This window comes from Aeromonas sp. TS_SC_11 (assembly GCF_057318915.1).
Genome location: NZ_CM170470.1, coordinates 3984643 through 4009002, shown reverse-complemented (window position 1 = coordinate 4009002; position 24360 = coordinate 3984643). Strand labels below are relative to the sequence as shown.

The 24360-nt window shown below is 58.1% G+C and carries 21 protein-coding genes and 1 tRNA gene; 14 read left to right on the top strand and 8 right to left on the bottom strand.

The annotated features are described in order from the left end of the window. Positions 1–9: 9 nt before the first annotated feature. Both adhE and AC1P02_RS18590 read right to left on the bottom strand, forming a co-directional pair. A complete protein-coding gene (gene adhE / locus AC1P02_RS18595; RefSeq protein ID WP_290025322.1) occupies positions 10–2685 on the bottom strand; it encodes a bifunctional acetaldehyde-CoA/alcohol dehydrogenase in 2676 nt (891 codons plus the stop codon). Between the two features lie 295 nt (positions 2686–2980). After that, positions 2981–3613, bottom strand: coding sequence for a 2OG-Fe dioxygenase family protein (locus AC1P02_RS18590; protein ID WP_485182852.1), 633 nt, complete (start codon positions 3611–3613; stop codon positions 2981–2983). Between the two features lie 268 nt (positions 3614–3881). Here AC1P02_RS18590 and AC1P02_RS18585 point away from each other — a divergent pair, with 268 nt between their 5' ends. The 7 genes from AC1P02_RS18585 to AC1P02_RS18555 all read left to right on the top strand — a co-directional run bounded on the left by AC1P02_RS18585 (position 3882) and on the right by AC1P02_RS18555 (position 11613). Beyond that, entirely contained in the window at positions 3882–4517 is a 636-nt protein-coding gene (locus AC1P02_RS18585) for a YchE family NAAT transporter (RefSeq protein WP_005314822.1), read from the top strand. 282 nt (positions 4518–4799) lie between these two features. Beyond that, positions 4800–6419: an ABC transporter substrate-binding protein gene (locus AC1P02_RS18580; protein ID WP_034523988.1), complete on the top strand. Its 1620-nt coding sequence runs from the start codon at positions 4800–4802 to the stop codon at positions 6417–6419. A gap of 98 nt (positions 6420–6517) precedes the next feature. Continuing rightward, complete coding sequence (oppB, locus tag AC1P02_RS18575) at positions 6518–7438, top strand: oligopeptide ABC transporter permease OppB (RefSeq protein WP_021139963.1); 921 nt, start codon at positions 6518–6520, stop codon at positions 7436–7438. A 14-nt stretch (positions 7439–7452) separates the two neighbouring features. Beyond that, positions 7453–8364: an oligopeptide ABC transporter permease OppC gene (gene oppC, locus AC1P02_RS18570; RefSeq protein WP_113721473.1), complete on the top strand. Its 912-nt coding sequence runs from the start codon at positions 7453–7455 to the stop codon at positions 8362–8364. Positions 8365–8396: 32 nt separating this feature from the next. Continuing rightward, the gene (gene oppD / locus AC1P02_RS18565; RefSeq protein WP_058395428.1) at positions 8397–9377 is read left to right on the top strand and encodes an ABC transporter ATP-binding protein; all 981 of its coding nucleotides are present in this window, start codon (positions 8397–8399) and stop codon (positions 9375–9377) included. After that, on the top strand, positions 9378–10373 hold the full coding sequence (oppF, locus tag AC1P02_RS18560; RefSeq protein WP_058395427.1) for a murein tripeptide/oligopeptide ABC transporter ATP binding protein OppF: 996 nt from the start codon (positions 9378–9380) through the stop codon (positions 10371–10373). Positions 10374–10668: 295 nt separating this feature from the next. Then, positions 10669–11613 carry a TerC family protein gene (locus tag AC1P02_RS18555; protein WP_034282953.1) on the top strand — a complete coding sequence of 315 codons (945 nt, stop codon included), beginning with the start codon at positions 10669–10671 and terminating at the stop codon, positions 11611–11613. A gap of 53 nt (positions 11614–11666) precedes the next feature. Here the strand turns inward: AC1P02_RS18555 and alr are convergent, their stop codons facing one another. Further along, positions 11667–12893 (bottom strand): alanine racemase, encoded by a 1227-nt coding sequence (gene alr, locus AC1P02_RS18550; protein WP_485182851.1) that lies wholly within the window; start codon positions 12891–12893, stop codon positions 11667–11669. 191 nt (positions 12894–13084) lie between these two features. Here alr and AC1P02_RS18545 point away from each other — a divergent pair, with 191 nt between their 5' ends. Further along, complete coding sequence (locus AC1P02_RS18545; protein WP_485182850.1) at positions 13085–13525, top strand: methyltransferase family protein; 441 nt, start codon at positions 13085–13087, stop codon at positions 13523–13525. A gap of 81 nt (positions 13526–13606) precedes the next feature. On the opposite strand, the gene AC1P02_RS18540 is transcribed toward AC1P02_RS18545, so the two are convergent. The 4 genes from AC1P02_RS18540 to AC1P02_RS18525 all read right to left on the bottom strand — a co-directional run bounded on the left by AC1P02_RS18540 (position 13607) and on the right by AC1P02_RS18525 (position 17403). Beyond that, entirely contained in the window at positions 13607–14866 is a 1260-nt protein-coding gene (locus AC1P02_RS18540; protein WP_011898617.1) for a dicarboxylate/amino acid:cation symporter, read from the bottom strand. Between the two features lie 206 nt (positions 14867–15072). Then, a complete protein-coding gene (locus AC1P02_RS18535; protein WP_485182849.1) occupies positions 15073–15504 on the bottom strand; it encodes a CC0125/CC1285 family lipoprotein in 432 nt (143 codons plus the stop codon). A gap of 240 nt (positions 15505–15744) precedes the next feature. Then, a tRNA-Pro gene (locus tag AC1P02_RS18530) sits at positions 15745–15821 on the bottom strand. A 238-nt stretch (positions 15822–16059) separates the two neighbouring features. After that, positions 16060–17403: a dihydroorotase gene (locus tag AC1P02_RS18525; protein WP_485182848.1), complete on the bottom strand. Its 1344-nt coding sequence runs from the start codon at positions 17401–17403 to the stop codon at positions 16060–16062. Positions 17404–17482: 79 nt separating this feature from the next. On the opposite strand from AC1P02_RS18525, the gene AC1P02_RS18520 reads away from it, so the two are divergent. Then, positions 17483–18358 (top strand): 6-carboxytetrahydropterin synthase, encoded by an 876-nt coding sequence (locus tag AC1P02_RS18520; RefSeq protein WP_198315470.1) that lies wholly within the window; start codon positions 17483–17485, stop codon positions 18356–18358. A 71-nt stretch (positions 18359–18429) separates the two neighbouring features. On the opposite strand, the gene AC1P02_RS18515 is transcribed toward AC1P02_RS18520, so the two are convergent. After that, positions 18430–20442: a methyl-accepting chemotaxis protein gene (locus AC1P02_RS18515; RefSeq protein ID WP_485182847.1), complete on the bottom strand. Its 2013-nt coding sequence runs from the start codon at positions 20440–20442 to the stop codon at positions 18430–18432. A gap of 250 nt (positions 20443–20692) precedes the next feature. On the opposite strand from AC1P02_RS18515, the gene hinT reads away from it, so the two are divergent. The 5 genes from hinT to AC1P02_RS18490 all read left to right on the top strand — a co-directional run bounded on the left by hinT (position 20693) and on the right by AC1P02_RS18490 (position 24359). Continuing rightward, positions 20693–21043 (top strand): purine nucleoside phosphoramidase, encoded by a 351-nt coding sequence (gene hinT / locus AC1P02_RS18510; RefSeq protein ID WP_005314859.1) that lies wholly within the window; start codon positions 20693–20695, stop codon positions 21041–21043. After that, positions 21043–22467 (top strand): COG3014 family protein, encoded by a 1425-nt coding sequence (locus AC1P02_RS18505; protein WP_005314861.1) that lies wholly within the window; start codon positions 21043–21045, stop codon positions 22465–22467. The genes hinT and AC1P02_RS18505 overlap by 1 nt, the downstream gene beginning before the upstream one ends. A gap of 74 nt (positions 22468–22541) precedes the next feature. Continuing rightward, positions 22542–22940, top strand: a complete 399-nt coding sequence (locus AC1P02_RS18500; protein ID WP_005314863.1) for a YcfL family putative periplasmic lipoprotein — start codon at positions 22542–22544, stop codon at positions 22938–22940. Further along, on the top strand, positions 22940–23536 hold the full coding sequence (gene lpoB, locus AC1P02_RS18495) for a penicillin-binding protein activator LpoB (protein WP_005314873.1): 597 nt from the start codon (positions 22940–22942) through the stop codon (positions 23534–23536). Before AC1P02_RS18500 ends, lpoB begins: the two co-directional genes overlap by 1 nt. Then, a complete protein-coding gene (locus AC1P02_RS18490; RefSeq protein WP_131730879.1) occupies positions 23526–24359 on the top strand; it encodes a phosphotransferase in 834 nt (277 codons plus the stop codon). Before lpoB ends, AC1P02_RS18490 begins: the two co-directional genes overlap by 11 nt. Position 24360: the final 1 nt, after the last annotated feature.

Here is a 24360-nt window from a genome sequence, read left to right as displayed (position 1 = left end):
GTCCGATTATCAGGCCTTGGATTTCTTCTTGCTGTCTACCTTGGTCTCAACCTTGGCTTCTACCTTGGCCGCTACCTGAGCTTCCTCGGTGAAGGGACGACCATAGTAGGTGTCCATCAGGATGGCTTTGAGCTCGGTGATCAGCGGGTAGCGCGGGTTGGCGCCGGTGCACTGATCATCGAAGGCTTCCAGCGCCAGCTGGTCAACCTTGGCCAGGAAGTCGGCTTCGTTCACGCCAGCTTCACGGATGGAGGCAGGGATGCCCAGAGTGGCTTTCAGCTCATCCAGCCAGGCCAGCAGCTTCTCGATCTTGGCAGCGGTGCGGTCACCGGCGGCAGTCAGACCCAGGTGGTCAGCCACTTCGGCGTAACGACGGCGAGCCTGCGGACGGTCGTACTGGGAGAACGCAGTCTGCTTGGTCGGGTTGTCGTTCGCGTTGTAGCGGATGACGTTGCTGATCAGCAGGGCGTTGGCCAGGCCGTGCGGGATGTGGAACTCGGCACCCAGCTTGTGCGCCATGGAGTGGCAGACACCCAGGAAGGCGTTGGCGAACGCGATACCGGCGATGGTGGCAGCATTGTGCACCTTCTCGCGAGCAACCGGGTCGTTGGCACCATTCTGGTAGCTGGAAGGCAGATACTCTTTCAGCAGCTTCAGGGCTTGCAGTGCCTGACCGTCGGAGTATTCGTTGGCCAGTACGGAAACGTAGGCTTCCATGGCGTGAGTGACCGCATCCACACCACCGAAGGCGCACAGGGACTTGGGCATGTTCATGACCAGGTTGGCATCCACGATGGCCATGTTCGGGGTCAGCTCGTAGTCGGCCAGCGGGTACTTCATGCCGGTGGCGTCGTCGGTCACGACTGCAAACGGAGTGACTTCAGAACCGGTACCGGAAGTGGTGGTGATACAGACCAGTTCGGCCTTCACGCCCATTTTCGGGAACTTGTAGATACGCTTGCGGATGTCCATGAAGCGCATGGCCAGGTCTTCAAACGCGGTATCCGGGTGCTCGTACATGACCCACATGATTTTGGCCGCATCCATCGGTGAACCACCACCCAGCGCCAGGATAACGTCCGGCTTGAAGGAGTTGGCCATCTCGGCGCCCTTGCGGACGATGGACAGGGTCGGGTCAGCTTCTACTTCGTAGAATACTTCCACTTCCATGTTCAGCTTCTTGAGCAGACGAACTACGTCATCGGCATAGCCGTTGTTGAACAGGAAGCGGTCGGTAACAACCATTGCACGCTTTTTGCCTTCCAGATCACCCAGGGCAATCGGCAGGGAGCCACGACGGAAATAGATGGATTTCGGAAGTTTGTGCCACAGCATATTTTCTGCCCGTTTTGCGACTGTCTTCTTGTTGATCAGGTGCTTGGGACCGACGTTCTCGGAGATGGAGTTACCACTCCAGGAGCCGCAACCCAGGGTCAGGGAAGGAGCAAGAGCAAAGTTGTACAGGTCACCGATACCACCTTGGGTAGAAGGGGTGTTGATCAGGATACGGGCGGTCTTCATCTTGTCGCCGAAGTATCTGATGCGGTCCTGATTGCGATCCTGGTCGGTGTACAGACCTGAGGTGTGACCGATACCACCGATGTTGACCATGGTGCAGGCCATGTCGACAGCGTCTTCAAAATTCTTGGCGCGGAACATACCCAGGGTCGGGGAAAGCTTCTCATGAGCGAACTCATCTTCAGCGCACAATTCCAGGCCTTCACCGATGAGGATCTTGGTGGTGGCAGGTACAGTCACACCGGCCATGGCGGCGATCTTGGTGGCCGGCTGACCAACGATATCTGCGTTCAGCGCGCCGTTGATCAGCAGCACCTTACGTACCTTGTCCGCTTCATCTTTGGACAGGATGTAGCCATCGTGGTTGGAGAAACGCTCTTTTACCTGGTTGTAGATGGAGTCAACGACGATGACGGCTTGCTCGGAAGCACAGACCACACCGTTGTCGAAGGTCTTGGACATCAGGATAGAGGCGACGGCACGTTTTACATCGGCAGTTTCGTCGATGACGATTGGCACGTTACCGGCACCTACACCGATGGCAGGCTTGCCTGAAGAGTAAGCGGCTTTCACCATGCCCGGGCCACCGGTGGCCAGGATCAGGTTGATGTCATTGTGCTTCATCAGCGCATTGGACAGCTCAACGGACGGTTGATCGATCCAGCCGATGATGTCTTTCGGTGCACCGGCGGCAACGGCTGCATCCAGTACCAGCTTGGCAGCGGTATTGGTGGAGTTCTTGGCGCGGGGGTGCGGGGAGAAGATGATGGCGTTACGAGTCTTCAGGGAAATCAAAGATTTGAAGATCGCGGTAGCGGTCGGGTTGGTGGTCGGAACGATACCGCAGATGATACCTACCGGCTCGGCGATGATCATGGTGCCCATCTCGTCATCCTGGCTCAGGATGCCGCAGGTCTTCTCGTCTTTATAGGCGTTGTAGATGTATTCGGAGGCGAAGTGGTTCTTGATAACCTTGTCTTCGATGATACCCATACCGGATTCTGCCACGGCCATCTGGGCCAGGGGGATACGGGCATTGCTGGCGGCCAGGGCGGCGGCACGGAAAACCTTGTCTACCTGCTCTTGCGAGAAGCTGGCGAATTCACGCTGAGCTTCTTTGACGCGGGCGACCAGTGCATCCAGTTCAGCCAAATTGGTTACTGCCATGTTTATCTCCTGATGATTTGAAAACTGTTTAGTAAGAGTTTGGCAATGCCCGGCAATTATAGTCGCCCTGTCAAGGCGAGAATCACTATAAGGGGGTATTTACATGCCTTACTAAATTGCTTTCTGAGCCGATTATAGAGCGGGTCTGACTCAGAAAAATTTGATCTGGATCATGTGTAACAAAAGAACAAAAGAAATTTTGTTTCACAATACATGTTTTCCGGATGTTACGTGAATGTAGAGTGGAGCAAAAACGGGATGAATGGTGCGTGAACAGGGCGCCACGCACCATTTTTCAAGCAGTTAGCACTATTACGTCCCAGTGTCCCCGGGTCGGGGCCAGGGGGAGTACAGGGGCTGCATTGTGATAGAAACAGCGGTCATCCAGGACCAGATATTCTCCTGGATGTAACTCTTGTTGGAAAAATGGTTGTTCTTTTAATCCATGATAAAGCTGAAGCGCGCCGCCACTGACGCCTTCGCTGCCACAAAAGAACACGCCGATAAAGTCGAAGCCATCCTGATGGACTCCTTCCGGTGCGGGAGGCACGCTCTCGCCCTGGGCCGTCGTGATCCGCATCTGGTGAATGCCGATCGCCTTGCCATCCGCGAGTCGAACATGACGGGCAAAGCGGGTCAGCATCTGCCCAAAGGCGGGATGGGCGACAAAAGCGGGATCCAGCTCGGCATAGGTTCTGGGCACATCCCCGAGGAACTTGTTGATGGCGGCGGCCTGAAAGAAGACGCCGTTGTCGAGGGGGAAGAAGCGTGACCCTTCTTTTTCGACACGGCCATAGCGGCGTTCCCGAAAGGTGCCCTGAATATAGGGATCGACCGGCAGTCGATCAAAAAAGCCGAACAGGGGGTCGACAGTGCCTGCCGGCAGCGAATCCAGGTGCCATTTCAACTTGATGTCCGTATCAATCATTACAAAATCCTTGTTTGCTGAGATGAAATCTTGTGCCAAAACTCCGTGGCCACATAAAGCTCGACGTGATTTTATCAGAGTGTTAAATCGCAACAATCTTTATTAACAAGTCAATGTGTTGAATTTTGGCCATGCATTAGAGGAACTAACTGAAAAGCCACGGAAAGGGTGAGATTATTTGATTGGTGAAGGGCATTGGCATGGTGTAAATTTACGCACGATTTATCGGGGGGATCCCCGTGGCCTTGCTTACTTCTGGATGGCGCCTATGGCAGCGATTGACGTCTCTTTATATCTGAAGTTCTTCATCGGTTTGTTCGCGATCATCAACCCATTGGGGTTGTTGCCGGTGTTTGTCAGTCTGACTGGCCATCAAACGCCGGAAGAGCGGATGAAGACCAACACCACCGCCAACATTGCCGTGATGATTATCTTGCTGGTCTCCATGTACATGGGGCAGCTGATCCTCGATGGCTTTGGCATCTCGCTGGCGTCGTTTCGCATCGCCGGTGGATCCCTGATTACCCTGATCGCCTGGTCCATGCTGCAGGGCAAGCTGGGGGAGGTGAAGCATAACAAACAGGAGAAGGGTGAGCTTGCCGCGCGCGAATCTGTCGCTGTGGTGCCCTTGGCACTGCCGTTGATGGCGGGTCCGGGTGCCATCTCTTCTTCTATTGTCTACGCCAGCCAGAGCACCTGGTCCCAGATGCTGGGCATGTCGCTGGTGGTCATGGTGTTTGCATTCTGCTCCTGGCTCATCTTCCGCGCCGCCCCCTTGCTGTTCAAGCTGATGGGCAACACCGGCATCAACGTGGTCACCCGGATCATGGGTCTTATCATGATGTCACTGGGCATCGAGATCATGGTGGCAGGGATCAAGGGAGTCTTCCCCGGATTGATGTGATTCAGGTCTGTTTTGTCGGAGCCGGTCCTCGTGACCGGCTTTTTATTGTTTCTTTTTTGTTAGTCATTTCCTAGAATCGAGCGGGTTTGTATAAAAAACGTCCATGGCGCGATATTTAAATGCTGAATAATTGGCTAAAAGCTGTTTTTTTAACCATTGATCCCAGCCTAGCCTGATGATATCTATTGCATTATTAGAATTGTCAGGGAATTATGCTGGCAGCGGGGTACTTATCTCGTTGATGGACAAATGCATGGAATGTTCTTGTTGGAGTAAATGGAAATGACTCATAAAAAAACAATGATTAATACCCTATTGGTGGCAGCGCTATTTGGCGGAATGAATGCAGCGCATGCTGCTGATGTCCCCGCAGGTACCAAACTGTCTGATGTTCAGCAGTTGGTGAAAGGCAACGGCTCCGAGCCCGCAACGCTCGATCCCCACAAAACCGAAGGAACGGTTGAATCCAATATTCTGCGTGACCTGTTCGAAGGTCTCGTCTCCTCCGGCCCCAAGGGTGAAGTGCTCCCCGGTGTGGCCGAGTCCTGGGAAACCAAGGACAACAAAAAATTCGTGTTCCACCTGCGCAAAGATGCCAAGTGGTCCAACGGGGATCCCGTGACAGCCCATGATTTCGAGTTCGCCTTCAAGCGGGCCGTGGATCCCAAGACTGGTTCTCCTTATGCCTGGTATATGGAAATCCCGACCATAGTCAACGCCACCGAGATCATTGCCGGCAAGAAGCCGTCAGATACGCTGGGCGTGAAGGCCGTCGATGATTACACCTTCGAAGTACAGCTGGAAAAAGCGATCCCTTACTTCGTCAGCATGCTCTCCCACACCACCACCTATCCGGTGCCGAAGAAGGTGATCGAGAAGTTTGGTGACAAGTGGACCCAGCCCGGCAACATGGTATCCAACGGTGCCTACCAACTGAAAGACTGGGTAGTGAACGAACGCGTCGATATCGAGCGCAACCCCAAATACTGGGGCAACGCCAAGACGGTGATCGACAAGGTGAGCTACCTGCCTATCCAGTCCACCAACGCCGAGTTGAACCGCTATCTGGCGGGTGAGCTGGATCTTACCTACAACATGCCCATCGAGCGCTTCAAGCAGATGAAGAAAGATCTGCCCAACGAGGTGAAGGTGAGTGGCTACGTGGGGACCTACTACTACACCTTCAACACCAAACGCAAACCCTATGACGATGTTCGGGTTCGCACGGCACTTACCTACGCCATCGACCGTGACGTGATCGCCGACAAGGTGATGGGCAAGGGAGAAACACCGGGTTATGCCCTGGTGCCTGACTTTGTGGATGGTTTCAAACCGGTTGCCCCCGAGTGGTCCAAGTTGACCCAGGCCGAGCGCGACACCAAGGCAAAAGCCATGTTGCAAGAGGCGGGATATGGTCCAGACAACCCGCTCAAGTTCGAGCTGCTCTACAACACTGACGACAACCACAAGAAGGTAGCGGTTGCCGTGGCCTCTATGTGGAAGAAGCTCGGCGTACAGGTGAGCCTGGTGAACCAGGAGTGGAAGACATATCTGGAGACACTCAAGCAGGGACAGTTTGATGTTGCTCGTCGTGGCTGGATCGCTGACTACAACGAAGCCTCCTCCATGCTGGATCTGATGCAGACCACTCACGGCAACAACGATGGCAAGTACTCCAACCCGGTATTTGACAAGCTGATGGACGAGTCTCGCGACCAGGTCGATGATGCTTCCCGCAACAAACTCTATGTCCAGGCCGAAGAGATCCTCACTAAGGACATGCCGATCGCCCCCATCTACCAGTACGTGACCTCCCGCATGGTCAAGTCCTATGTGGGCGGCTACCCGGCCAACCCGCTGGATAACCTCTACAGCAAAGACATGTACATCGTTGCTCACTGAGTAAAATAACAAGTCGCATAACAAGCAGGCCCGCCAGACGGCGGGCCTTAGTATTAAAACCGCGACCCTTTGGAAGCAGTACAGGACAGGAATTGTCTATGTTGAAATTCATTTTTAAACGTCTATTGGAAGCGATCCCGACTCTGCTGGTCTTGATCACCGTCTCTTTCTTCATGATGCGTTTCGCGCCGGGCAACCCCTTTACCAGCGAACGTGCCCTGCCACCGGAAGTGTTGGCCAATATCGAGGCCAAGTACGGCCTGGACAAGCCCATCGGTGTGCAATACCTCACCTACCTTGGCAATCTGGTCCAGGGCGATCTGGGTCCCTCTTTCAAGTACAAGGACTTCAGCGTCAATGATCTGGTGAGCCAGGCGCTGCCAGTGTCTGCCAAGATCGGGAGCGCGGCTTTCGTCTTTGCCGTCTTGCTGGGGGTGACCTTTGGCACCATTGCGGCCTTGAAACAGAACACCCTCATCGACTATCTCTTGATGTCGTCTGCCATGGCTGGTGTGGTGATCCCGGGCTTTGTGCTGGCACCCTTGCTGGTGCTCTTCTTCAGTATCTATCTGGGCTGGTTCCCGGCCGGTGGCTGGCAGGGGGGCGGGGTGCAATTCATGGTACTGCCGGTATTTGGCATGATGATGTACTACATCTCCGCCATCTCGCGCATCATGCGTGGCAGCATGATCGAGACCATGAACTCCAACTTCATCCGTACCGCTCGTGCCAAGGGCTTGCCGCTGCGTCACATCATACTGAAACACGCGCTGCGCCCGGCCATGCTGCCGGTGGTCTCCTATCTGGGGCCGGCCTTCGTCGGCATCATCACGGGTTCAGTGGTGATAGAGACCATTTTCGGTCTGCCGGGAATTGGTCAGTTGTTTGTCAACGGTGCCCTCAACCGTGATTACTCCATGGTGCTTGGCCTGACCATTCTGGTCGGTGCCCTCACCATTACCTTTAACGCCGTGGTCGATATTCTCTATGCCTTTATCGATCCCAAGATCCGTTACTAAGTCGGGAGTTCATCATGGTTGTCACAACTGAAAAACGCGAGGCCGTCGAGGCGTTCGCACAGCAAGTGGAAGTGGTGGAGGGACGCTCCCTGTGGAAGGATGCCCGTCGCCGTTTCCTGCGTAACAGGGCTGCACTGACCAGCCTCATCATACTGACCATTATCGGTCTGGCGGTGATCGTCGGTCCCCACCTGTCCCAATACACCTTCGACGATCCGGATTGGGGCGCCATGCAGTCCGCGCCGGATATGGAAGCCGGCCACTGGTTCGGTACCGACAGTCTGGGGCGTGATCTGTTCGTGCGCACCCTGCTGGGTGGCCGCATCTCGCTGATGGTCGGCATCATGGGGGCCATGGTGGCCGTGGTCATCGGCACCTTGTATGGCGCGGCGTCCGGTTTCATCGGTGGTCGGGTCGACAGCCTGATGATGCGGATTCTCGAGATCCTCAACGCTTTCCCCTTCATGTTCTTCGTGATCATGCTGGTGACCTTCTTTGGCCGCAATCTGGCGCTCATCTTCATTGCCATCGGGGCCGTAAGCTGGCTCGACATGGCGCGGATAGTGCGAGGCCAGACCCTGAGCCTCAAGAGCAAGGAGTTTATCGAGGCGGCTCACGTCTGTGGCGTCTCCAAGTGGAAGATCATCACCCGTCACATAGTGCCGAACGTGCTCGGTATCGTGGCCGTCTACGCCACCTTGCTGGTGCCGGGCATGATCATGTTTGAATCCTTCCTGAGTTTTCTGGGCCTCGGCGTCCAGGAACCCATGACCAGCTGGGGTGCCCTGCTGGATGAAGGCTCCAAGTCGATGGAAGTGGCCATATGGCAACTCTTGTTCCCTGCCGGTTTCATGGTGGTGACCCTGTTTTGCTTCAATTTCCTCGGGGATGGTCTGCGTGACGCACTCGATCCGAAGGATCGATAACAAGAGCGGCCAAAGATCGATAAGGAGTTTTTATGAAATTACTGGATGTAAAAGATCTGCGAGTCGAGTTCAAGACTCCGGACGGCAATGTGGTGGCGGTCAACGACCTCAATTTCTCTCTCGCCGCAGGCGAAACTCTGGGGATCGTCGGCGAATCTGGCTCCGGCAAGTCCCAGACGGCATTTGCCATCATGGGGCTGCTGGCCAAGAACGGCATCATAACGGGGTCGGCCAAGTTTCAGGGTGACGAGATCCTGAATCTGCCGGAACACAAGCTCAACAAGATCCGCTCCGAGAAGATCGCCATGATCTTCCAGGACCCCATGACCTCGCTGAATCCCTACATGAAGGTCAAGGATCAGCTGATGGAAGTGCTGATGCTGCACAAGGGGGTGAGCAAGGCCGAGGCGTTCGAAGAGTCGGTGCGCATGCTGGATGCGGTGAAGATCCCCGAGTCGCGCAAGCGGATGAACATGTATCCCCACGAGTTTTCCGGTGGCATGCGCCAACGGGTGATGATCGCCATGGCCCTGCTCTGCCGGCCGCAGCTGCTTATCGCCGATGAGCCGACCACTGCGCTGGACGTGACGGTGCAGGCCCAGATCATGACGCTGATGAACGAGCTCAAGCGCGAGTTCAACACCTCCATCATCATGATCACCCACGACTTGGGCGTGGTGGCAGGCATCTGTGACAAGGTGCTGGTGATGTACGCCGGTCGTACCATGGAGTACGGCCGGGTGAACGATATCTTCTATCGCCCGAGCCATCCCTATACCGAAGGCTTGCTGCGCGCCATTCCCCGCCTCGACACCGAAGGGGAAGAGCTGCCCACCATACCGGGCAATCCGCCCAACCTGCTGCGTCTGCCCACCGGTTGCCCCTTCCAGGAGCGCTGCCACAGGGTGAGCGAGATTTGCGGCCAGCAGTCACCTGTTCTGACGCCGTTCAACGACGGCCGCGAGCGGGCCTGCCATTGGGTATCGGATGCCATGATCAAGGGGGCGAATTAAATGGGTACTGACAAGAAACTGCTGCTGGAAGTGTCCGACCTCAAGGTCCACTTCAGCATCAAGAGTGACAAGGCCTGGCCCTGGGCCAAGCCCTCGGCGTTGAAGGCGGTAGATGGGGTAACCCTGCGCCTGTACGAAGGGGAAACCCTTGGCGTAGTCGGGGAGTCCGGCTGTGGCAAGTCTACGTTTGCCCGTGCCCTGATAGGTCTGGTACCGGCTACCGACGGCAAGGTGGTGTGGCTGGGCAACGATCTGACCAAGCTTGACCAGAAGGCGTTGCGGGAGAAGCGCAAAGAGATCCAGATGATCTTCCAGGATCCGCTGGCCTCCCTGAACCCGCGCATGACCATCGGCGACATCATCGCCGAGCCGCTAATCACCTTCTATCCCAACCTCTCCAAAGAGCAGGTGAAGGAGAAGGTGCGCGCCATGATGAGCAAGGTGGGTCTGCTGCCCAACCTGGTGAACCGCTATCCGCACGAGTTTTCCGGCGGCCAGTGCCAGCGTATCGGCATCGCCCGGGCGCTGATCCTGGAACCCAAGATGATCATCTGTGACGAGCCTGTCTCGGCGCTGGATGTTTCCATCCAGGCTCAGGTGGTGAACCTGCTTAAGGCAATCCAGAAGGAGATGGGGCTGTCGCTCATCTTCATCGCCCACGACTTGTCCGTGGTCAAACACATCTCGGATCGGGTGCTGGTGATGTATCTGGGCAATGCGGTGGAGCTGGGCACGCGCAAGGAGATCTTCGCCAATCCCCTGCACCCTTATACCAAGGCGCTGATGTCGGCCGTGCCCATTCCGGATCCGGATCTGGAGCGCAGCAAGGTCATCCAGATCCTGGAAGGTGACTTGCCATCCCCGATGAATCCGCCGTCCGGCTGTGTGTTCCGTACCCGCTGCCCGGTGGCGGGTCCCGAGTGTGCCAAGACCCGGCCCCAGCTGGAGGGCAATTTTGACCACGCCGTCTCCTGCCTCAAGGCCGATCCGCTCTGAGTGTGAGCATCCGATACGGGGCGCCCAGGTGGCGCCCCGATTCATTTTGCATTTGGACAAGATGCATCTTGGCGTTATCTTTTGCTGCTGTTACTATCCGCTTTAACAAGGGGAGTAACTTCTCGCTGGTTTGTCGTCATTACGGTGCACCCATTTCCTGCAGTGCACCCGGCAGCCGGGCAGTTGATGCAAATCAGCTGTAAGTGAGACCTTGCCGAGAGGCAAGGTGTATCTGCTCCAAACGCAAACCCACGCCTCTCGGTCGTGGGTTTTGTCGTTTTTGGGAGAGATGAACATGGGTGAATGGTGGATGTGGACCGGTTTCTTCAGCATAGTGCTGGTCCTGTTATGGATAGATATACGCTTTGTCGGTGGTGGCAAGTCACACAAGGTATCCCTCAAAGAGGCGGGCATCTGGTCTCTGGTCTGGGTCAGCGTGGCGCTGCTCTTCAACCTGGCAATCTGGCTCTGGCTGGATCACAGCGCAGGCCGCGAAATTGCCAACCAGAAGGGGCTGGAGTTCCTCACCGGCTATCTCATCGAGAAAGCGCTGGCGGTGGACAACGTCTTCGTCTGGCTGATGCTGTTCGGTTACTTCGCCATCCCGGCCGAGTTGCAGCGCCGTGTGCTGCTGTACGGGGTACTGGGTGCCATAGTGATGCGCGCCGGCATGGTGTTCGCGGGCAGCTGGCTCATCGAGCAGTTCCACTGGATCCTCTACCTGTTTGGCGCCTTCCTGCTGCTGACCGGGGTCAAGATGCTGTGGGCCGCCGACAAGGAGCCTGACTTGGCCAACAACCCGCTGCTGGGCTGGATGCGCCGTCGCTTCAAGGTGACCGAGACTCTGGAAGGGGAGAACTTCTTCGTCTGGCGTGACGGTGTGCGTTATGCGACGCCGCTGCTGCTCATTCTGGTGCTGGTGGAGGTGAGCGATCTCATCTTCGCGGTGGACAGTATCCCGGCCATCTTCGCGGTGACCACGGATCCCTTCATCGTCCTGACTTCCAACATCTTCGCCATCATGGGTCTGCGCGCCATGTATTTCCTGCTGGCCGGTGTGGCCGAGCGCTTCGCCCTGCTGAAATACGGTCTGGCACTGATCCTGATGTTTATCGGGGTCAAGATGCTGCTGCTGGATATCTTCAAGATCCCGACCGGCATTGCATTGGGCGTGGTGGCGCTGATCCTGCTGGTTTCCATGGGGCTGAGTCTCTTTGTGACCCGTAAAAAAGTGGCTTAAACGCTGCACCCATAAAAAGGGCTCCCGCGGGAGCCCTTTTTCATATCGCGTTATCAGCGTTTGATCTTCTTGGGGTTGGTGTAGCCCCAGATGGTGTACATGTCCGCCAACAGGGCGCCGTTGTACTCCTCCAGATCAGCCTGTTTCACTTCTGCCTCATCCTGACGGCCAAACAGCACCACTTCATCACCGGGCTTCACCCCTTTGAGATCGGTCACGTCCACCATGATGGTGTTCATGGAGGTCTTGCCGACCACCGGTACCTTCTGACCCTGGATCAGCACATAGGCCTTGTTGCTGAGCGCACGACGGTAGCCGTCGGAGTAACCGAGCGGCAGGTTGGCGAGCCAGGAGTCACGTTTGAGAGTAAAGGTGCGGTCATAACCGACTGTGTTGCCCGCCGCATAGTGGTTGACCGAGGCAACCTGGGTCTTGAATGCCATCACCCGTTTGTATTCGGTGTAGGAGGGGATGGAGTCACCGTAGAGCAGGCCGCCCGGGCGCACCATGTCAAAGTAGGCGTCCGGCACTGCCAGGGTGGCGAAGGAGTTGGCGGCATGGATGGTGATCTTGCTGCGATCCAGCTTGCCTGCTTCCAGCAGCCACTGGGAGTCCAGCTTGAACTGGGCTAGCCCCAGCTTGACGTCCTCTTTCTCCTCCACCGGGAAGTGGGTCATGATGCCGACCGGGGTGATCCCCTTGAGCTTGAGCATGGCCAGCGCATCTTGCTTGGCATCGGCCAGACGCAGGTCGATGCCGTTGCGGCTCATGCCGGCGGAGTTGAGGGCGACATGCACCGGAATGGTGGTGTGGTGGCGCAGGGCGATGTCGGAGATCCCCTGAGCACTCACCAGGCTGCCAACTAGCTCTTCCAGCTTGTAGGGCAGGGCCTGTTCCACTTCGATCGGTGTGGCGGCCCGTACCCGCATCAGGCGGCCGCTGAACCCCTTCTCGCGGGCAACGCGGGCCTCTTCGTTACTGGCGATGCCGATACAGGGGATCTCGGCCTTGATGACGGAGGGAACCAGCAGGTCGATGCCGTGACCGTAGGCGTCCGCCTTCATGATGGCGCAGATCTGCGGGCCCTTGTCGCCGAGGCGGGTCTTGAGGGTCTGCAGATTCTGCTCAAACGCGGTCAGATCTACTTCCAGCCAGGCGTTGCTGGCGGTTTGTACTTCGCCGTTGCGATGATCGCTTGCCAGAGGCAGATAGGGGGCTGCGACGGCTTGACCGGCCAGCAGGCCCAGGATCAAGGTGGCCAGCAGTGTCTTCTTGTGCATGGGGTGATTCCTTTTTTATTGTTGGCGTTGAGGTGCATGACGACCTTATGACGGCCTTTGTCATGCAGATGGGATAGAGTGTAGCCAAGGCATTGTTATTGTTATGAACTTTGTCAATTTCCTGCGGCATTATTCCCGTTGGAAGTGTATCGCAAGGTGTCGATTGTGGCACGTCTCATGGGAGCCAGTAGATGAGAGATCTGGAGTGTCGTGTACCGCCTGTTCTGCTGTTTGGCATAGTGGTGCTGGCCATGGTGTTGGGGGGCGGTAGCGGGGAGGGGTGGCCAGAGCTGGCCCTGTTACTGACGGTGGTCGGCAGTGTGTTCGGTTTTGGCGGCGTGCTGCGCTTTCGCCAGCATGGCACCACTGTCAGTCCAACCCGGCCGGCGCAGGCCAGTGTGCTGGTGACCACAGGGCTTTATCGGCTCAGCCGCAATCCCATGTACCTGGGGCTGCTCTGCTGGACAATGGCGCTGGCCTGCCATCTGGGTGGTATGGGGGTCTGGATCTGGCCCCTGGTGCTGTGGGGCTGGCTCGACCGTTTTCAAATCGTGCCGGAAGAGCGGGCCCTGCAGGCTCGCTTCGGTGAAGCGTATGCAGAGTACTGCCGGCGGGTTCGTCGCTGGTGCTGAGCCGCGCGACACGCTGAAAAAACGCAGATAAAAAACGGCCCGCATCAGCGGGCCGTTCTACTTTTCGGGGGCAGGGGAGGATCACGCCTTGGCGGTATCGACCTCACCCAGAGGTTCGGTTTCCCCCAGGCTGTCTTCGGTCTTGGCCACCACGCTGGCGGCGATGGCATTGCCCAGCACGTTGGTGGCTGAACGGCCCATGTCGAGGAAATGGTCGATCCCGAGCAGCAGCAGAATGCCCGCTTCCGGAATATGGAACTGGTTGAGGGTGGCAGCGATGACCACCAGCGAGGCGCGTGGCACACCGGCCATTCCCTTGGAGGTGACCATCAACAGCAGCAGCATGGTGATCTGCTGAGCCAGGGAGAGCTCTATGCCATAGGCCTGGGCGATGAACATGACCGCAAAGGTGCAGTACATCATGGAGCCATCCAGGTTGAAGGAGTAGCCCATGGGCAGCACGAAGCTGGCGATGCGCTTGTCACAACCAAACTTCTCCAATCGATCCAAGGTTTTGGGATAGGCAGCTTCGGAGCTGGCGGTGGAGAAGGCGAGCAGTATGGGTTCGCGGATCATGGCCAGCAGGGTCAGGATGCGGCGGCGGATAAACAGACTGCCCATGGCAATCAGCAGCAGCCAGAGGCAACCCAGCGCCAGATAGAATTGCGCCATGAAGGTGCCGTAGGTGGCCAGGATGCTGAGACCTTCCTTGGCGACCATGGCCGAGATGGCACCAAATACCGCGAACGGAGCGAAGTTCATCACGTAGCCGGTCACTTTCAGCATGATCTCGGCACCGCTTGCCATCAGTTTGACTACCGGCTTGGCGGCATCGCCCAGAGCAGCGGCAGCCAGCCCGAAGAAGAGGGAGAACACTACTATCTGCAGGATCTCGTTGGTGGCCATGGCCTCTACCACGCTTTTCGGTATGGCGTGGGTGACAAAGTCCTTGAGGGAGATGGCGGTGACGACCACACCTGAGCTGGCGGTATCATCCGGCAATGAGAGAGAGAGACCCACGCCCGGTTGCAGCAGGGTAACCATCACCAGTCCCAGGCTCAGGGAGAGCAGGGAGGCCAGCATGAACCAGCCAAGGGTCTTGGCGCCAATGCGACCGACAGTGCGGGTGTCGCCCATCTTGGCTATGCCGACGACCAGGGTAGTGAAGACAAGGGGGGCGATGATCATCTTGATCAGACGCAAAAAGATGTCGGTCAGTATGGTGATATCGTCCGCAAAGCCTGCGGCCTGATCCGGGGCAAACATGCGATAGCCCTGACCAGTCAGGATGCCAACCAGCATCGAAATGAGGATGGCAACCGTCAATTTATTCATTTTCATGGGGGTAGGTCCCAGTTTTGATAAGTGCAAAGCGTTTAGGGTGGCAGGAGTGCCACTTCAGTCCGTTTTTGTGATCCGTGCCGTAGATTCCTGACAGCCGGTGTGCTGGCAGCATGCCTAATCCGGGGGGGTAAATCCAGAGCCTTGTAGCAGAATTTTATGTTGTCATTAGTTGTATGTGATATGGATCTTGCATTTTGGCGATATTAATCGCTGTTTATTTTAATTTCAGCAAGATAATTAGCCTGCATGCATCGTTCATTTAATGAGCGCTCAGCCAAGGTGAAGATCAGCAGGGCAGAGGTGGTGTGTTGCACCTGCATCTGTGCCAGGAAGAGGTCAGGTTCTTCTTCATCAAAGCCGAACACGGGGCGCGAGGGGGTGACCCTGACCGCATCGCGCTGCAGCGTCAGTTCGTTCACCTCAATCCACTCATAGTCCCGGCTTTGCGCCATCTCGCCAGCGCGCTTGAGCACATACTTGCGAGCCGTTTCCCGATCGATCAGATCGTTGCCGACAAACTCCAGCTGCCACTTGTCGGGGCCAAGTTGTGTCTGGGAAAAGCCGGTCTGGCCGTTCCAGAATGACTTTTCGCTGTGATAGGAGGTAGCACAACCGATCAGCAGGAGACTCAGCATGCAGGCCGACAAGAGGTCGGACAGGCGGGCGCTAAAGCAGAATCGTCGCGCATGGCGACGGGAGCAAAAGGAGAGGAGGAGCTGACGTTGCATCTCGATGGCCGGTTGGCAAAACACTTTGTCACTACAGCACAAACCGATCAGTGAGACAATCGTCGCTCAGGTCATCAACGGGCAGTGCCAGAGCTGCGGCACAAAAGAAAAGGCCTTGTCGTTTGACAAGGCCTTTACCGGGGAATTTGGTCGGTGTGAGAGGATTCGAACCTCCGACCCTCTACACCCCATGCAGATGCGCTACCTGGCTGCGCTACACACCGACGGAGTCAGCTCGGCTGACGGGGGCTGAGTTTATGGAGATGCTCCGACCCTGTCAACAGGGGAAATCCCGCTCTGAGACTGTTTGCCTGCTTTGCGAGCAATTGACGCTCAAAGTGCCGCCACAGTGGTTGAATTCGGCCATCGAGAGCTCATTTCAGGGGGCGTTGTGACGCATTTTTCAAGGCACCATACAAACGGCCGCCCTGGGGGCGGCCGTTTGTATCAGTGGTGAGCGGATCAGCGGTTGAAGGTCAACCGCTTGCCCAGCACCTGATCGGTGACCTGACCGTTTTGCCAGGCGATCTGGCCATTCACAAGAGTCATCTCCACCGTGCTGTGGAAGCGGTAACCGTTGAAGGGTGACCAGCCACACAGGTAGAGCAGGTTGCTGTCGTTGACCACATAGGGCTTGCCCAGATCCAGCAGCACCAGATCCGCGAAGTAGCCCTCACGAATGTAGCCGCGATCCTGCACCTGGAAGCGCTCGGCTACCGCGTGGGATGTCTTCTTGACGATAGTCTCCAGTGAAAACACGCCGTTGTGGTAGAGCTCCAGCAGCGCCAGCATGGAGTGCTGCACCAGGGGGATGCCGGACGGCGCCTTGAAGTAGCTGTTCTGCTTCTCCTCCCAGGTGTGGGGGGCGTGGTCGGTGGCAATGATGTCCAGCACGTCGTTGCGCACCGCATCCAGCAGGGCGTGCTGGTCGGCGGCTGTCTTCACCGCCGGGTTGCATTTGATCTGGCTGCCCAGGGTGTCGTAATCCGCCTCGTTGAAGAAGAGATGGTGGACGCATACCTCGGCGGTGATGTTCTTGTCTTTCAGCTCGCTGAGATCATGGCTGGCGGTAAACAGCGACAGCTCCTTGGCGGAGGTCAAATGCAGCACGTGCAGCTTGGCACCGTACTTTTTCGCCAGACCCACCGCCATGCTGGAGGACTTGTAACAGGCCTCGTCATTGCGAATGCGGCCGTGCTCGCGCATCGGCACATCTTCGCCCCACTTGGCGCGGGCCTCGTCTTCCAGCACCTTGATGGAGGGGGTGTCCTCGCAGTGGGTGACTATCATCACAGGGCTCTCGCGGAAGATGGCGGCCAGTGTCTCCTGATTGTCCACCAGCATGTTGCCGGTGGACGACCCCATGAACACCTTGACCCCGCAGGACTGCTTGGGATCGAGGCGCTTGATCTCGTCGAGGTTGTCGTTGGTGGCGCCGAGATAGAAGCTGTAGTTGGCGGCGGAGGAGTTGGCGGCTATCTGGTATTTGGCTTCGAGGGCGTCGAGGGTGGTGGTCTGGGGATTGACGTTGGGCATTTCCATGAAGCTGGTGGTGCCACCTGCCACGGCGGCTCGGGATTCACTGGCGATGGTCCCCTTGTGGGTCAGGCCAGGTTCCCGGAAATGGACTTGATCATCGATCATGCCGGGGATGAGGTGGCGGCCTGCCGCATCGATCACAACGGCATCGGGCGCCTCGAGATGGGGGGCGATCCGGGCGATCCGTTCCCCTTCAATCAATACATCGGAGGCGTAGATGCGGCCTTCGTTGACCAGGGTGGCATTCTTGATAAGCAATTTGTTCATGGGGGAGTCCAGTTCCTTTGTCAGTGATCGCGGGTCATAATATCGCAAACTGTACTTTCTCTGTAGCAAGGTCTGACTGATGAAGTTATTTGTAAGAGATTTGACCGTGATCGACTCCAGCTACCTGTGCGAACGCCGCGGCATGGTGGGGGAGAGCTGGCTGGTGGACGTCGAGATGAGCGGCGAGCTCAACGAGATGAGCATGTTGCTGGACTTTGGTCGGGTGAAAAAGCTGATCAAGTCGATCATCGACGAAGAGGTGGATCACAAGCTGCTGGTGCCGGCCGAGTGTGCCCTGATCCATGTGGCGCATTTGGAGGGGGAGGAGAGCACGGTCGATCTGCTGCGCCCCCAGGGATCCATTCACCTGCGCTGCCCGACTCAGGGCTTTGCCTTCATACCGGCGCCCCAGGTCGATAAAGAGTCCGTCACCCGCTACCTGCTGGCGGTGCTGGCCCAGCGTCTGCCCGGCAACATCCGGGATCTGTCGGTGACCCTGCGTCAGGAGCAGATCGACGGTGCCTTCTATCACTACAGCCACGGTCTCAAGAAGCACGATGGCAACTGCCAGCGGATCGCCCACGGCCACCGTTCTCCCATCGAAATCCATGTGGATGGGATGCGTGACGGTGAGCTCGAGCTGAACTGGGCCGAGCGCTGGGCCGATATCTACCTTGGCACCGATGAAGACAAGGTGGACCTGAGCGAGCTGAACTTGAGCGATGTCGCCCGGGCCCAACTGGGTGAGCAGCACCTGGGATTCAAGTATGTGGCCCCCCAGGGGCTGTTTCAGCTCGCCATGCCGGCGGCCGAGGTGGAGATGATCGACACCGACACCACCATAGAGCTGCTGGCGTGCTACATAGCCCGTGAAGTGAAAAAAGCGGTGGGTGACAAGTTTGTGAAGGTCGTGGCCTATGAAGGGGTCGGCAAGGGCGCCATCGCCTACGCCTGATCCCACCGCACTGCCACCAGATAAACAAGGCCCCGCCAACAGCGGGGCCTTGTTGTTTCAGCGAGAGAGACTCAGGCGCTGAGCTTGAAGCGCTTGACCAGATTCTCCTGCTGCTCGGCCAGGGCGTCCAGCTGCTGGCTGGTCTCGGCGACCCGTTCAATGCCCTGATAGTTGAGATCCGAAATATCCGAGATGCGGTTGAGGTTGGTGGCGATGTCGGCACTGGTCGCTTGCTGCTGCTCGGCGGCGGAGGCGATCTGGCTCGACATGTCGCTGATGAGCACCACTATCCCCTGCACCTCCTCCATGGCGGTATTGGCGTGAGAGCTCTGATCCACGCAGCTGTCCATCTCGCGGGAGCACTCCTGCATCACTGTCACCGCCTTGGCGACCCCCTGCTGCAGGTTCTCGATCATGGTCTGGATCTCGCTGGTGGACTGGGCGGTACGCCCCGCCAGACTGCGCACTTCGTCGGCCACCACGGCAAAGCCGCGGCCCTGCTCGCCGGCACGGGCGGCCTCGATGGCGGCATTGAGGGCCAGCAGGTTGGTCTGCTCGGCGATACCGCGAATGACGTCGAGGATATTGCCAATCTGGCCACTCATGGCGCTGACATCGCCAATCACCTTGCCGGTCTGTTGCAACTTGCCTGCCAGCTGATGGGTGGTGGTGATGTTGCCCGCCATCACCTTGCGGCCGGTCTCGGAGGCTTTCTCCACGTCCTGTACCCGCTCCAGGGTCTGGTTGGCGGCCTGGGCCACTTCCCTCACCGAGGCTTCCATCTGGGTCATGGCGGCGGCGACCGAGGCGGTCTCCTGGCGCTGTGTTTCCAGATCCGCCCGCACCGATTCTGTGGTGTGGCGATTGTCGTGGGCGGCGCTATTGAGCTGGGTCGAGGCCTGGGAGAGCTGGGTGAGCACATCCCCCATCTGCTGGATCAGCAGGTTGACCTGGCTGCCGAGCTGGCCGAACTCATTTTGGCTCTTGAAACCGACGCGCTGTGTCATGTCCCCCTGGGTCACTTCGGTCAGCACCCGCAGCAGCTCCTTGAGGGGGCGGCGTATGGCTTTGCCCAGTGTGTAGGCCACCAGGATGGCGATGAAAATGGCGATGGCGATGCTGATCCCCTGGATCAGGGTGCTCTGGGCCTGCACCTTGCCGGAGGCGCGAATGCTGTTGTTCATCAGCTGCTGGCTCTGATCGGTGATCCCTTCCAGTTTGCTCTGGATGCTGACGATGAGCTTGCTGGCTTGCTTGCTCTCCTCGCGCATCCGCTCCTGCTGCTTCATCAACGCCAGGTATTGGGCAAGCACCCCTTCGCTGGCCGTGGTGTCGCGCACGAACCCATGGACGTAGTGCCCCATATTGTTGTCGAAATCCTTGAGCTCTCCCTGCAGATCCTTGATGGTGCTGTTGAAGCCCTCGATCTGCATCTTGTTGCGTTTGAGCGCCGCCTCTATGGGGGCGGGGATGCTCTGGTTGAGCGCATCCATGGTGGAGAGCTCGATGGCGGAGAGCTTGGTGGTCAAGGTCTCGGACAGCATCTTGATGAAGCTGTCGTCGATGGTGATCATCATGTCGCCGAGGTTTTTCTTGAACTGGGGCAGACTGACCTGAAACTGCCCCTTGGCCTGGTTCACCTTGTGCAGACGGGTGAGCAGGGCCTGGTGTTCGGTGGGTAGCGTCCCGGTCAGCTGCAGATAGTCGCTGACCAGTTTGGTCAGTGTTGCCATGTCACCCTGCAGTTGCGGGTGCGCCGCGGCCTGCTGGCTGAGGGTGGCGAGTGTCTTGTCGACCTGGGCCTTGGCCTGTTGCAGCTCGGCCACTTCGGCCGGGATCTGCTTGGGATCCTGCTCGGTCAACACGTCTGTGAGCCATTTGTTGGCGCTGAGCAGGCTGATCTGGGTCTGGCTGCTGGCGATCACCAGCGGCATGGATTGCCGGGTAACCTGATCCAGCGCCTGATTGAGCTCGCTCTGGCTGCGAAAGGTGAGTACCGAGGTCGCCGCCATCACGGCCACCAGAATGGCAAAGCCTAAATAGACTCTCTGCAAGATGGAGAGGTCTGACATGGATTGTTTCATTATTGTCCCGCTGTATATGCAAAAGTCCCTTGCCTGAATACCCCGTCCATTTGATACCCTGCTATCACCCTGGGCGAGCGACGTCAGCAGACGTCCTCCGGCTATCGGTATTTTTAACAATAACTGAAGAGAATGGGACAACGGCTGTGTCAAATATCGGCTTGTGTCACACTTGACCGGCCCTGACGGCAACTTTGGGAGCCGCTTGAGGTGGGTTTAGAATTTTCTTTTTCATATAAGGGAGTTATCCATGGCGCAAGAAACCATTTTCAGCAAAATCATCCGTAAAGAGATCCCCGCCGACATCCTTTATCAAGACGATTTGGTGACCGCATTCCGGGACATTCAACCCAAGGCCAAGACCCATATCCTGATAGTGCCGAACGTGCTGATCCCCACCGTCAACGATGTAGAGCCCGAGCATGAGCTGGCCCTTGGCCGCATGTTCACGGTGGCACGCAAGCTGGCAGCCGATGCCGGTATCGCCGAGGATGGCTATCGCCTCATCATGAACTGCAACCGCCACGGCGGGCAGGAGGTCTACCACATCCATATGCATCTGGTGGGTGGTCAATCCCTGGGGCCGCTGCTCTGCCTGTGATGAGTCCGTTTCCCCGTCTGGCCGGTCTGTTGCTGGCCAGCACCCTGCTGGGGGGCTGCGCCTCCCAGTGGCAGGATATGTTCGTCTCCTATTCCGATCAGATGGTGCCCCTGCGCAACCAGCTGCTGCTGGGACACGCCGCCGAGGCCCTGCCCGAGGTGCGTGAATCCACCCTGGGTGATGACACCTATGTGCTGGACCGGCTGGAGCAGGGGCGCATCGCCTGGCTGGCCGGGCAGGATGCGGGCAGCAAGCAGGCCTTTGCCGCCGCCGACAGCCGCCTCGAGTGGGAAGACAATCAGGCCGAGTATCGGCTGAGCCAGGGCCTGAGTCAGGCGGGCAGCCTGCTTACCAACGATCAGAGCATGGCCTACCTGACGCCGGATTATGAGCGCACCATGCTGCATCACTATCTGGCGCTGAATTACCTGCAACGGGGGGATGCCGACGGCGCGCTGGTGGAGGTACGCCGTGCCAACCAGGTGCAGGAGCGGGCCCTCAAGGCGCGAGCGGGGGAGGTAAGCAAGGCCCGGGAAAAAGGTGCCGAAGCCAGCACAGAGCGCAATATGCGCCAGCTCATGTCGCGCGGGGCACCGGATCTGGATCGGCTGATCGGCAAGGTGAAAAACGGTTTTCAGAACGCCTACACCTTTTATTTCTCCGGCGTGCTCTATGAGGCGGCCGGGGATCTCAACGACGCCTGGGTCGACTATCAGCGGGGTTATCAGATAGCGCCGGACAACCAGAGCCTGCAGGACGCCTTGCTGCGCCTGGCACGGCTGCGTGGCTCGCCGGATGAGCTGAAAGAGACCGAGAAAAAGGTGGGCCGCAAAGCGCCGCTGCTTGCCAAGGATCAGGGTCAGTTGGTGGTGTTGTTTGAAGATGGGCTGATCCCGGCGCGGCGGGAGCTGTTCCTGCCGCTGCCCATTTCTACCTCCAGCGGTGATTTTCGTACCTTTACCGTGGCCGTCCCCTATTACGACAATAGAGCCAGCCAGACTGGCCCCCTTGTGGTCTCGGTAGGCAAGCGAATCGAGCAGACCAGCGAGCTGGTGCGATTGGAAGCGCTGGCCGCCAAGGATCTGCAGGAGCGACTGCCGGGCATGCTGACCCGTCAGGCGCTGCGGCTGGTGGCCAAGGAGCAGTTGAGGCGCACAGCCGCCAAGGAGGGAGGTGATGTGGGCAATATTCTGGTGGGCATCTTCAACACCCTTTCTGAGCGGGCCGATACCCGCAGCTGGCTGACGCTGCCTGCTCAGGCATCCAGCTGGCAGGGCATGCTGCCTGCCGGTGACGTGCAACTCACTCTGGGGGCGGGGAGTGCCATGCGCCAGTTGCCGCTCACCATACATGGCGGACGCACCACCCTGGTGTGGGTGCAACGGCTCGGCGCAGGCCTGACGACCCGGGTGATGCCGCTCTAGGCACCTACTCAAACGACAATGACACCCATGACTGATCGGTTGGGCCCCTGTGGCCGCCGGCTAAGGAGATCAAGATGAAAGCATACGGGTTGGCCCTGGGGTTGGTTATGCTGCTGGCAGGCTGCGCCACCAATACGTCCGGCGTGGCGCTCTATGGCGCTGCGGGCGCGGCGCCTGTGCAGGAGCAGCATCAGAACGTCAATGTGACCCTGACCGAGCTGAGCCGGCGCGAGCAAAACGGCCTGCTGCAGGTCAATGTGGCCGCTGCCAGTACCCAGCGTGGCGATAACAAGCTGCAATATATGTTCTATTGGTATGATGAGGCGGGGCAGGAAGTGGCCAGTGATGGTCGCGGCTGGACGCCCATCAAGCTCCACGGCTATCAGAGCCGCACCCTGTCTGCTCTGGCGCCGAGCCCGGCCGCTCAGGGATACCGGATTTATGTACGCGAAGTGATTGAGGAATCCAACTGATGAAAATGAATCATGCCCTGCTGATATTGAGCGGCGCCCTGCTGCTTGGCGGCTGTTCCAGTACCACCGTCAGCTATGGCGACCCCACCGAAACCGAGACGGTGACCGTGGATTACGGCTCATCGGATCTGCAGGCCATTGCCGACAAGATGGCGGATTCCATGCTCGCTTCACCGGCGACCAGCGAGATCACTGCAGGTGGTCGTCCCGTTATGTTCATGGACTCCATCCGCAACAAGACCTCGGAGCACATCGATACCGAAGCCATCACGGATACCATCCGCACCAAGTTGCTGCGCGTTGGCAAGTTCCGCTTCGTCGACATGAGCAAGGTGGCCGCGGTCAAGCAGCAGCTTGAATACCAGCAGAGCAGCGGCATGGTGGATCCTGCCTCCATGGTACGTCTGGGCAAGCAGACCGGTGCCCGCTACATGGTCTATGGCAACCTCAGCAGCATCGTCAAGGACAACGGCAAGGTGAAGGACGTCTACTACCAGATGACCATGAACCTGATGGATCTGCAAAATGGCGAACTGCTGTGGGCCGACCAGAAAGAGATCCGCAAACAGGCGAAGAAATCCACCTTTGGCTGGTGATCTGGCAGAGCTCGAGCTGCTGGCCAGCCTGCCAGTCCCCTGGTGCTCGGGACGGCTGGAATCTCTGGCCAGTGGCCTGACCAACTGCAACTATCGACTGCGCCTCCCCTCGGGGCGCAGTCATTTTTTGCGGCTTGGTCACCCCGACCCCTATCGGCTTGGCATCGACAGAGCCACAGAGTGGCAGCTCTATCAGGGTGCCATGGCACAAGGGTTGGCGCTGCCCTGCCACCACAGCGATCCTGCCAGCGGTTTGATGTTGCTGGACTGGTGCGACGAGCCAAACTGGGCCGAGGCGCCACCCCCCCTGGCCGATCAGCCCGGTCTGCTGGCTGAGGTGCTGGTGCGATTGCACCGGCTGCCGGTGCCCGCCGTCGTGATGGCGGTGCGGGCTCATGCCGCCGGTTATCGCGGCCGTCTGGCCCGGATCCCTGAGTGGTTGCCTGCGCTGGAGCGTGCGCTGCTTGCCAGTCGCGAGCCTGACGACTGCTGGCTCCCTTGCCATCACGATCTTAATCCGGCTAATTTGTTGGGGTCGCGCCCCTGGGTCATCGACTGGGAGTATGGCGCCGCCGGTCACCCCGGTTTCGAGGTCGCCAGCATACAGCGCACCCACGGCTGGGATGACGAGCGGCGAGCGGCACTGGAACAGCGCTATCTTGAGCGGGCAGGGAGGACGCTGGGAGCAAAGGGCTTTCAGAGTCAGGCCTTCCTGCCCTGGGTCGATTACATTGGCCTGCTGTGGGCCCTGCTGATGGCCGAGCAACAAGCCGAGCCTGATTATCAGGCCCTGATCGACATGAATCGTCAACGTTTGGAGTAGT

Excerpts from the sequence above, each read along its gene's own strand:
- adhE (WP_290025322.1), bottom strand. The coding sequence starts at position 2,685 with ATGGCAGTAACCAATTTGGCTGAACTGGATGCACTGGTCGCCCGCGTC.
- AC1P02_RS18590 (WP_485182852.1), bottom strand. The coding sequence starts at position 3,613 with ATGATTGATACGGACATCAAGTTGAAATGGCACCTGGATTCGCTGCCG.
- AC1P02_RS18585 (WP_005314822.1), top strand. The coding sequence starts at position 3,882 with ATGGCAGCGATTGACGTCTCTTTATATCTGAAGTTCTTCATCGGTTTG.
- AC1P02_RS18580 (WP_034523988.1), top strand. The coding sequence starts at position 4,800 with ATGACTCATAAAAAAACAATGATTAATACCCTATTGGTGGCAGCGCTA.
- oppB (WP_021139963.1), top strand. The coding sequence starts at position 6,518 with ATGTTGAAATTCATTTTTAAACGTCTATTGGAAGCGATCCCGACTCTG.
- oppC (WP_113721473.1), top strand. The coding sequence starts at position 7,453 with ATGGTTGTCACAACTGAAAAACGCGAGGCCGTCGAGGCGTTCGCACAG.
- oppD (WP_058395428.1), top strand. The coding sequence starts at position 8,397 with ATGAAATTACTGGATGTAAAAGATCTGCGAGTCGAGTTCAAGACTCCG.
- oppF (WP_058395427.1), top strand. The coding sequence starts at position 9,378 with ATGGGTACTGACAAGAAACTGCTGCTGGAAGTGTCCGACCTCAAGGTC.
- AC1P02_RS18555 (WP_034282953.1), top strand. The coding sequence starts at position 10,669 with ATGGGTGAATGGTGGATGTGGACCGGTTTCTTCAGCATAGTGCTGGTC.
- alr (WP_485182851.1), bottom strand. The coding sequence starts at position 12,893 with ATGCACAAGAAGACACTGCTGGCCACCTTGATCCTGGGCCTGCTGGCC.
- AC1P02_RS18545 (WP_485182850.1), top strand. The coding sequence starts at position 13,085 with ATGAGAGATCTGGAGTGTCGTGTACCGCCTGTTCTGCTGTTTGGCATA.
- AC1P02_RS18540 (WP_011898617.1), bottom strand. The coding sequence starts at position 14,866 with ATGAAAATGAATAAATTGACGGTTGCCATCCTCATTTCGATGCTGGTT.
- AC1P02_RS18535 (WP_485182849.1), bottom strand. The coding sequence starts at position 15,504 with ATGCTGAGTCTCCTGCTGATCGGTTGTGCTACCTCCTATCACAGCGAA.
- AC1P02_RS18525 (WP_485182848.1), bottom strand. The coding sequence starts at position 17,403 with ATGAACAAATTGCTTATCAAGAATGCCACCCTGGTCAACGAAGGCCGC.
- AC1P02_RS18520 (WP_198315470.1), top strand. The coding sequence starts at position 17,483 with ATGAAGTTATTTGTAAGAGATTTGACCGTGATCGACTCCAGCTACCTG.
- AC1P02_RS18515 (WP_485182847.1), bottom strand. The coding sequence starts at position 20,442 with ATGAAACAATCCATGTCAGACCTCTCCATCTTGCAGAGAGTCTATTTA.
- hinT (WP_005314859.1), top strand. The coding sequence starts at position 20,693 with ATGGCGCAAGAAACCATTTTCAGCAAAATCATCCGTAAAGAGATCCCC.
- AC1P02_RS18505 (WP_005314861.1), top strand. The coding sequence starts at position 21,043 with ATGAGTCCGTTTCCCCGTCTGGCCGGTCTGTTGCTGGCCAGCACCCTG.
- AC1P02_RS18500 (WP_005314863.1), top strand. The coding sequence starts at position 22,542 with ATGAAAGCATACGGGTTGGCCCTGGGGTTGGTTATGCTGCTGGCAGGC.
- lpoB (WP_005314873.1), top strand. The coding sequence starts at position 22,940 with ATGAAAATGAATCATGCCCTGCTGATATTGAGCGGCGCCCTGCTGCTT.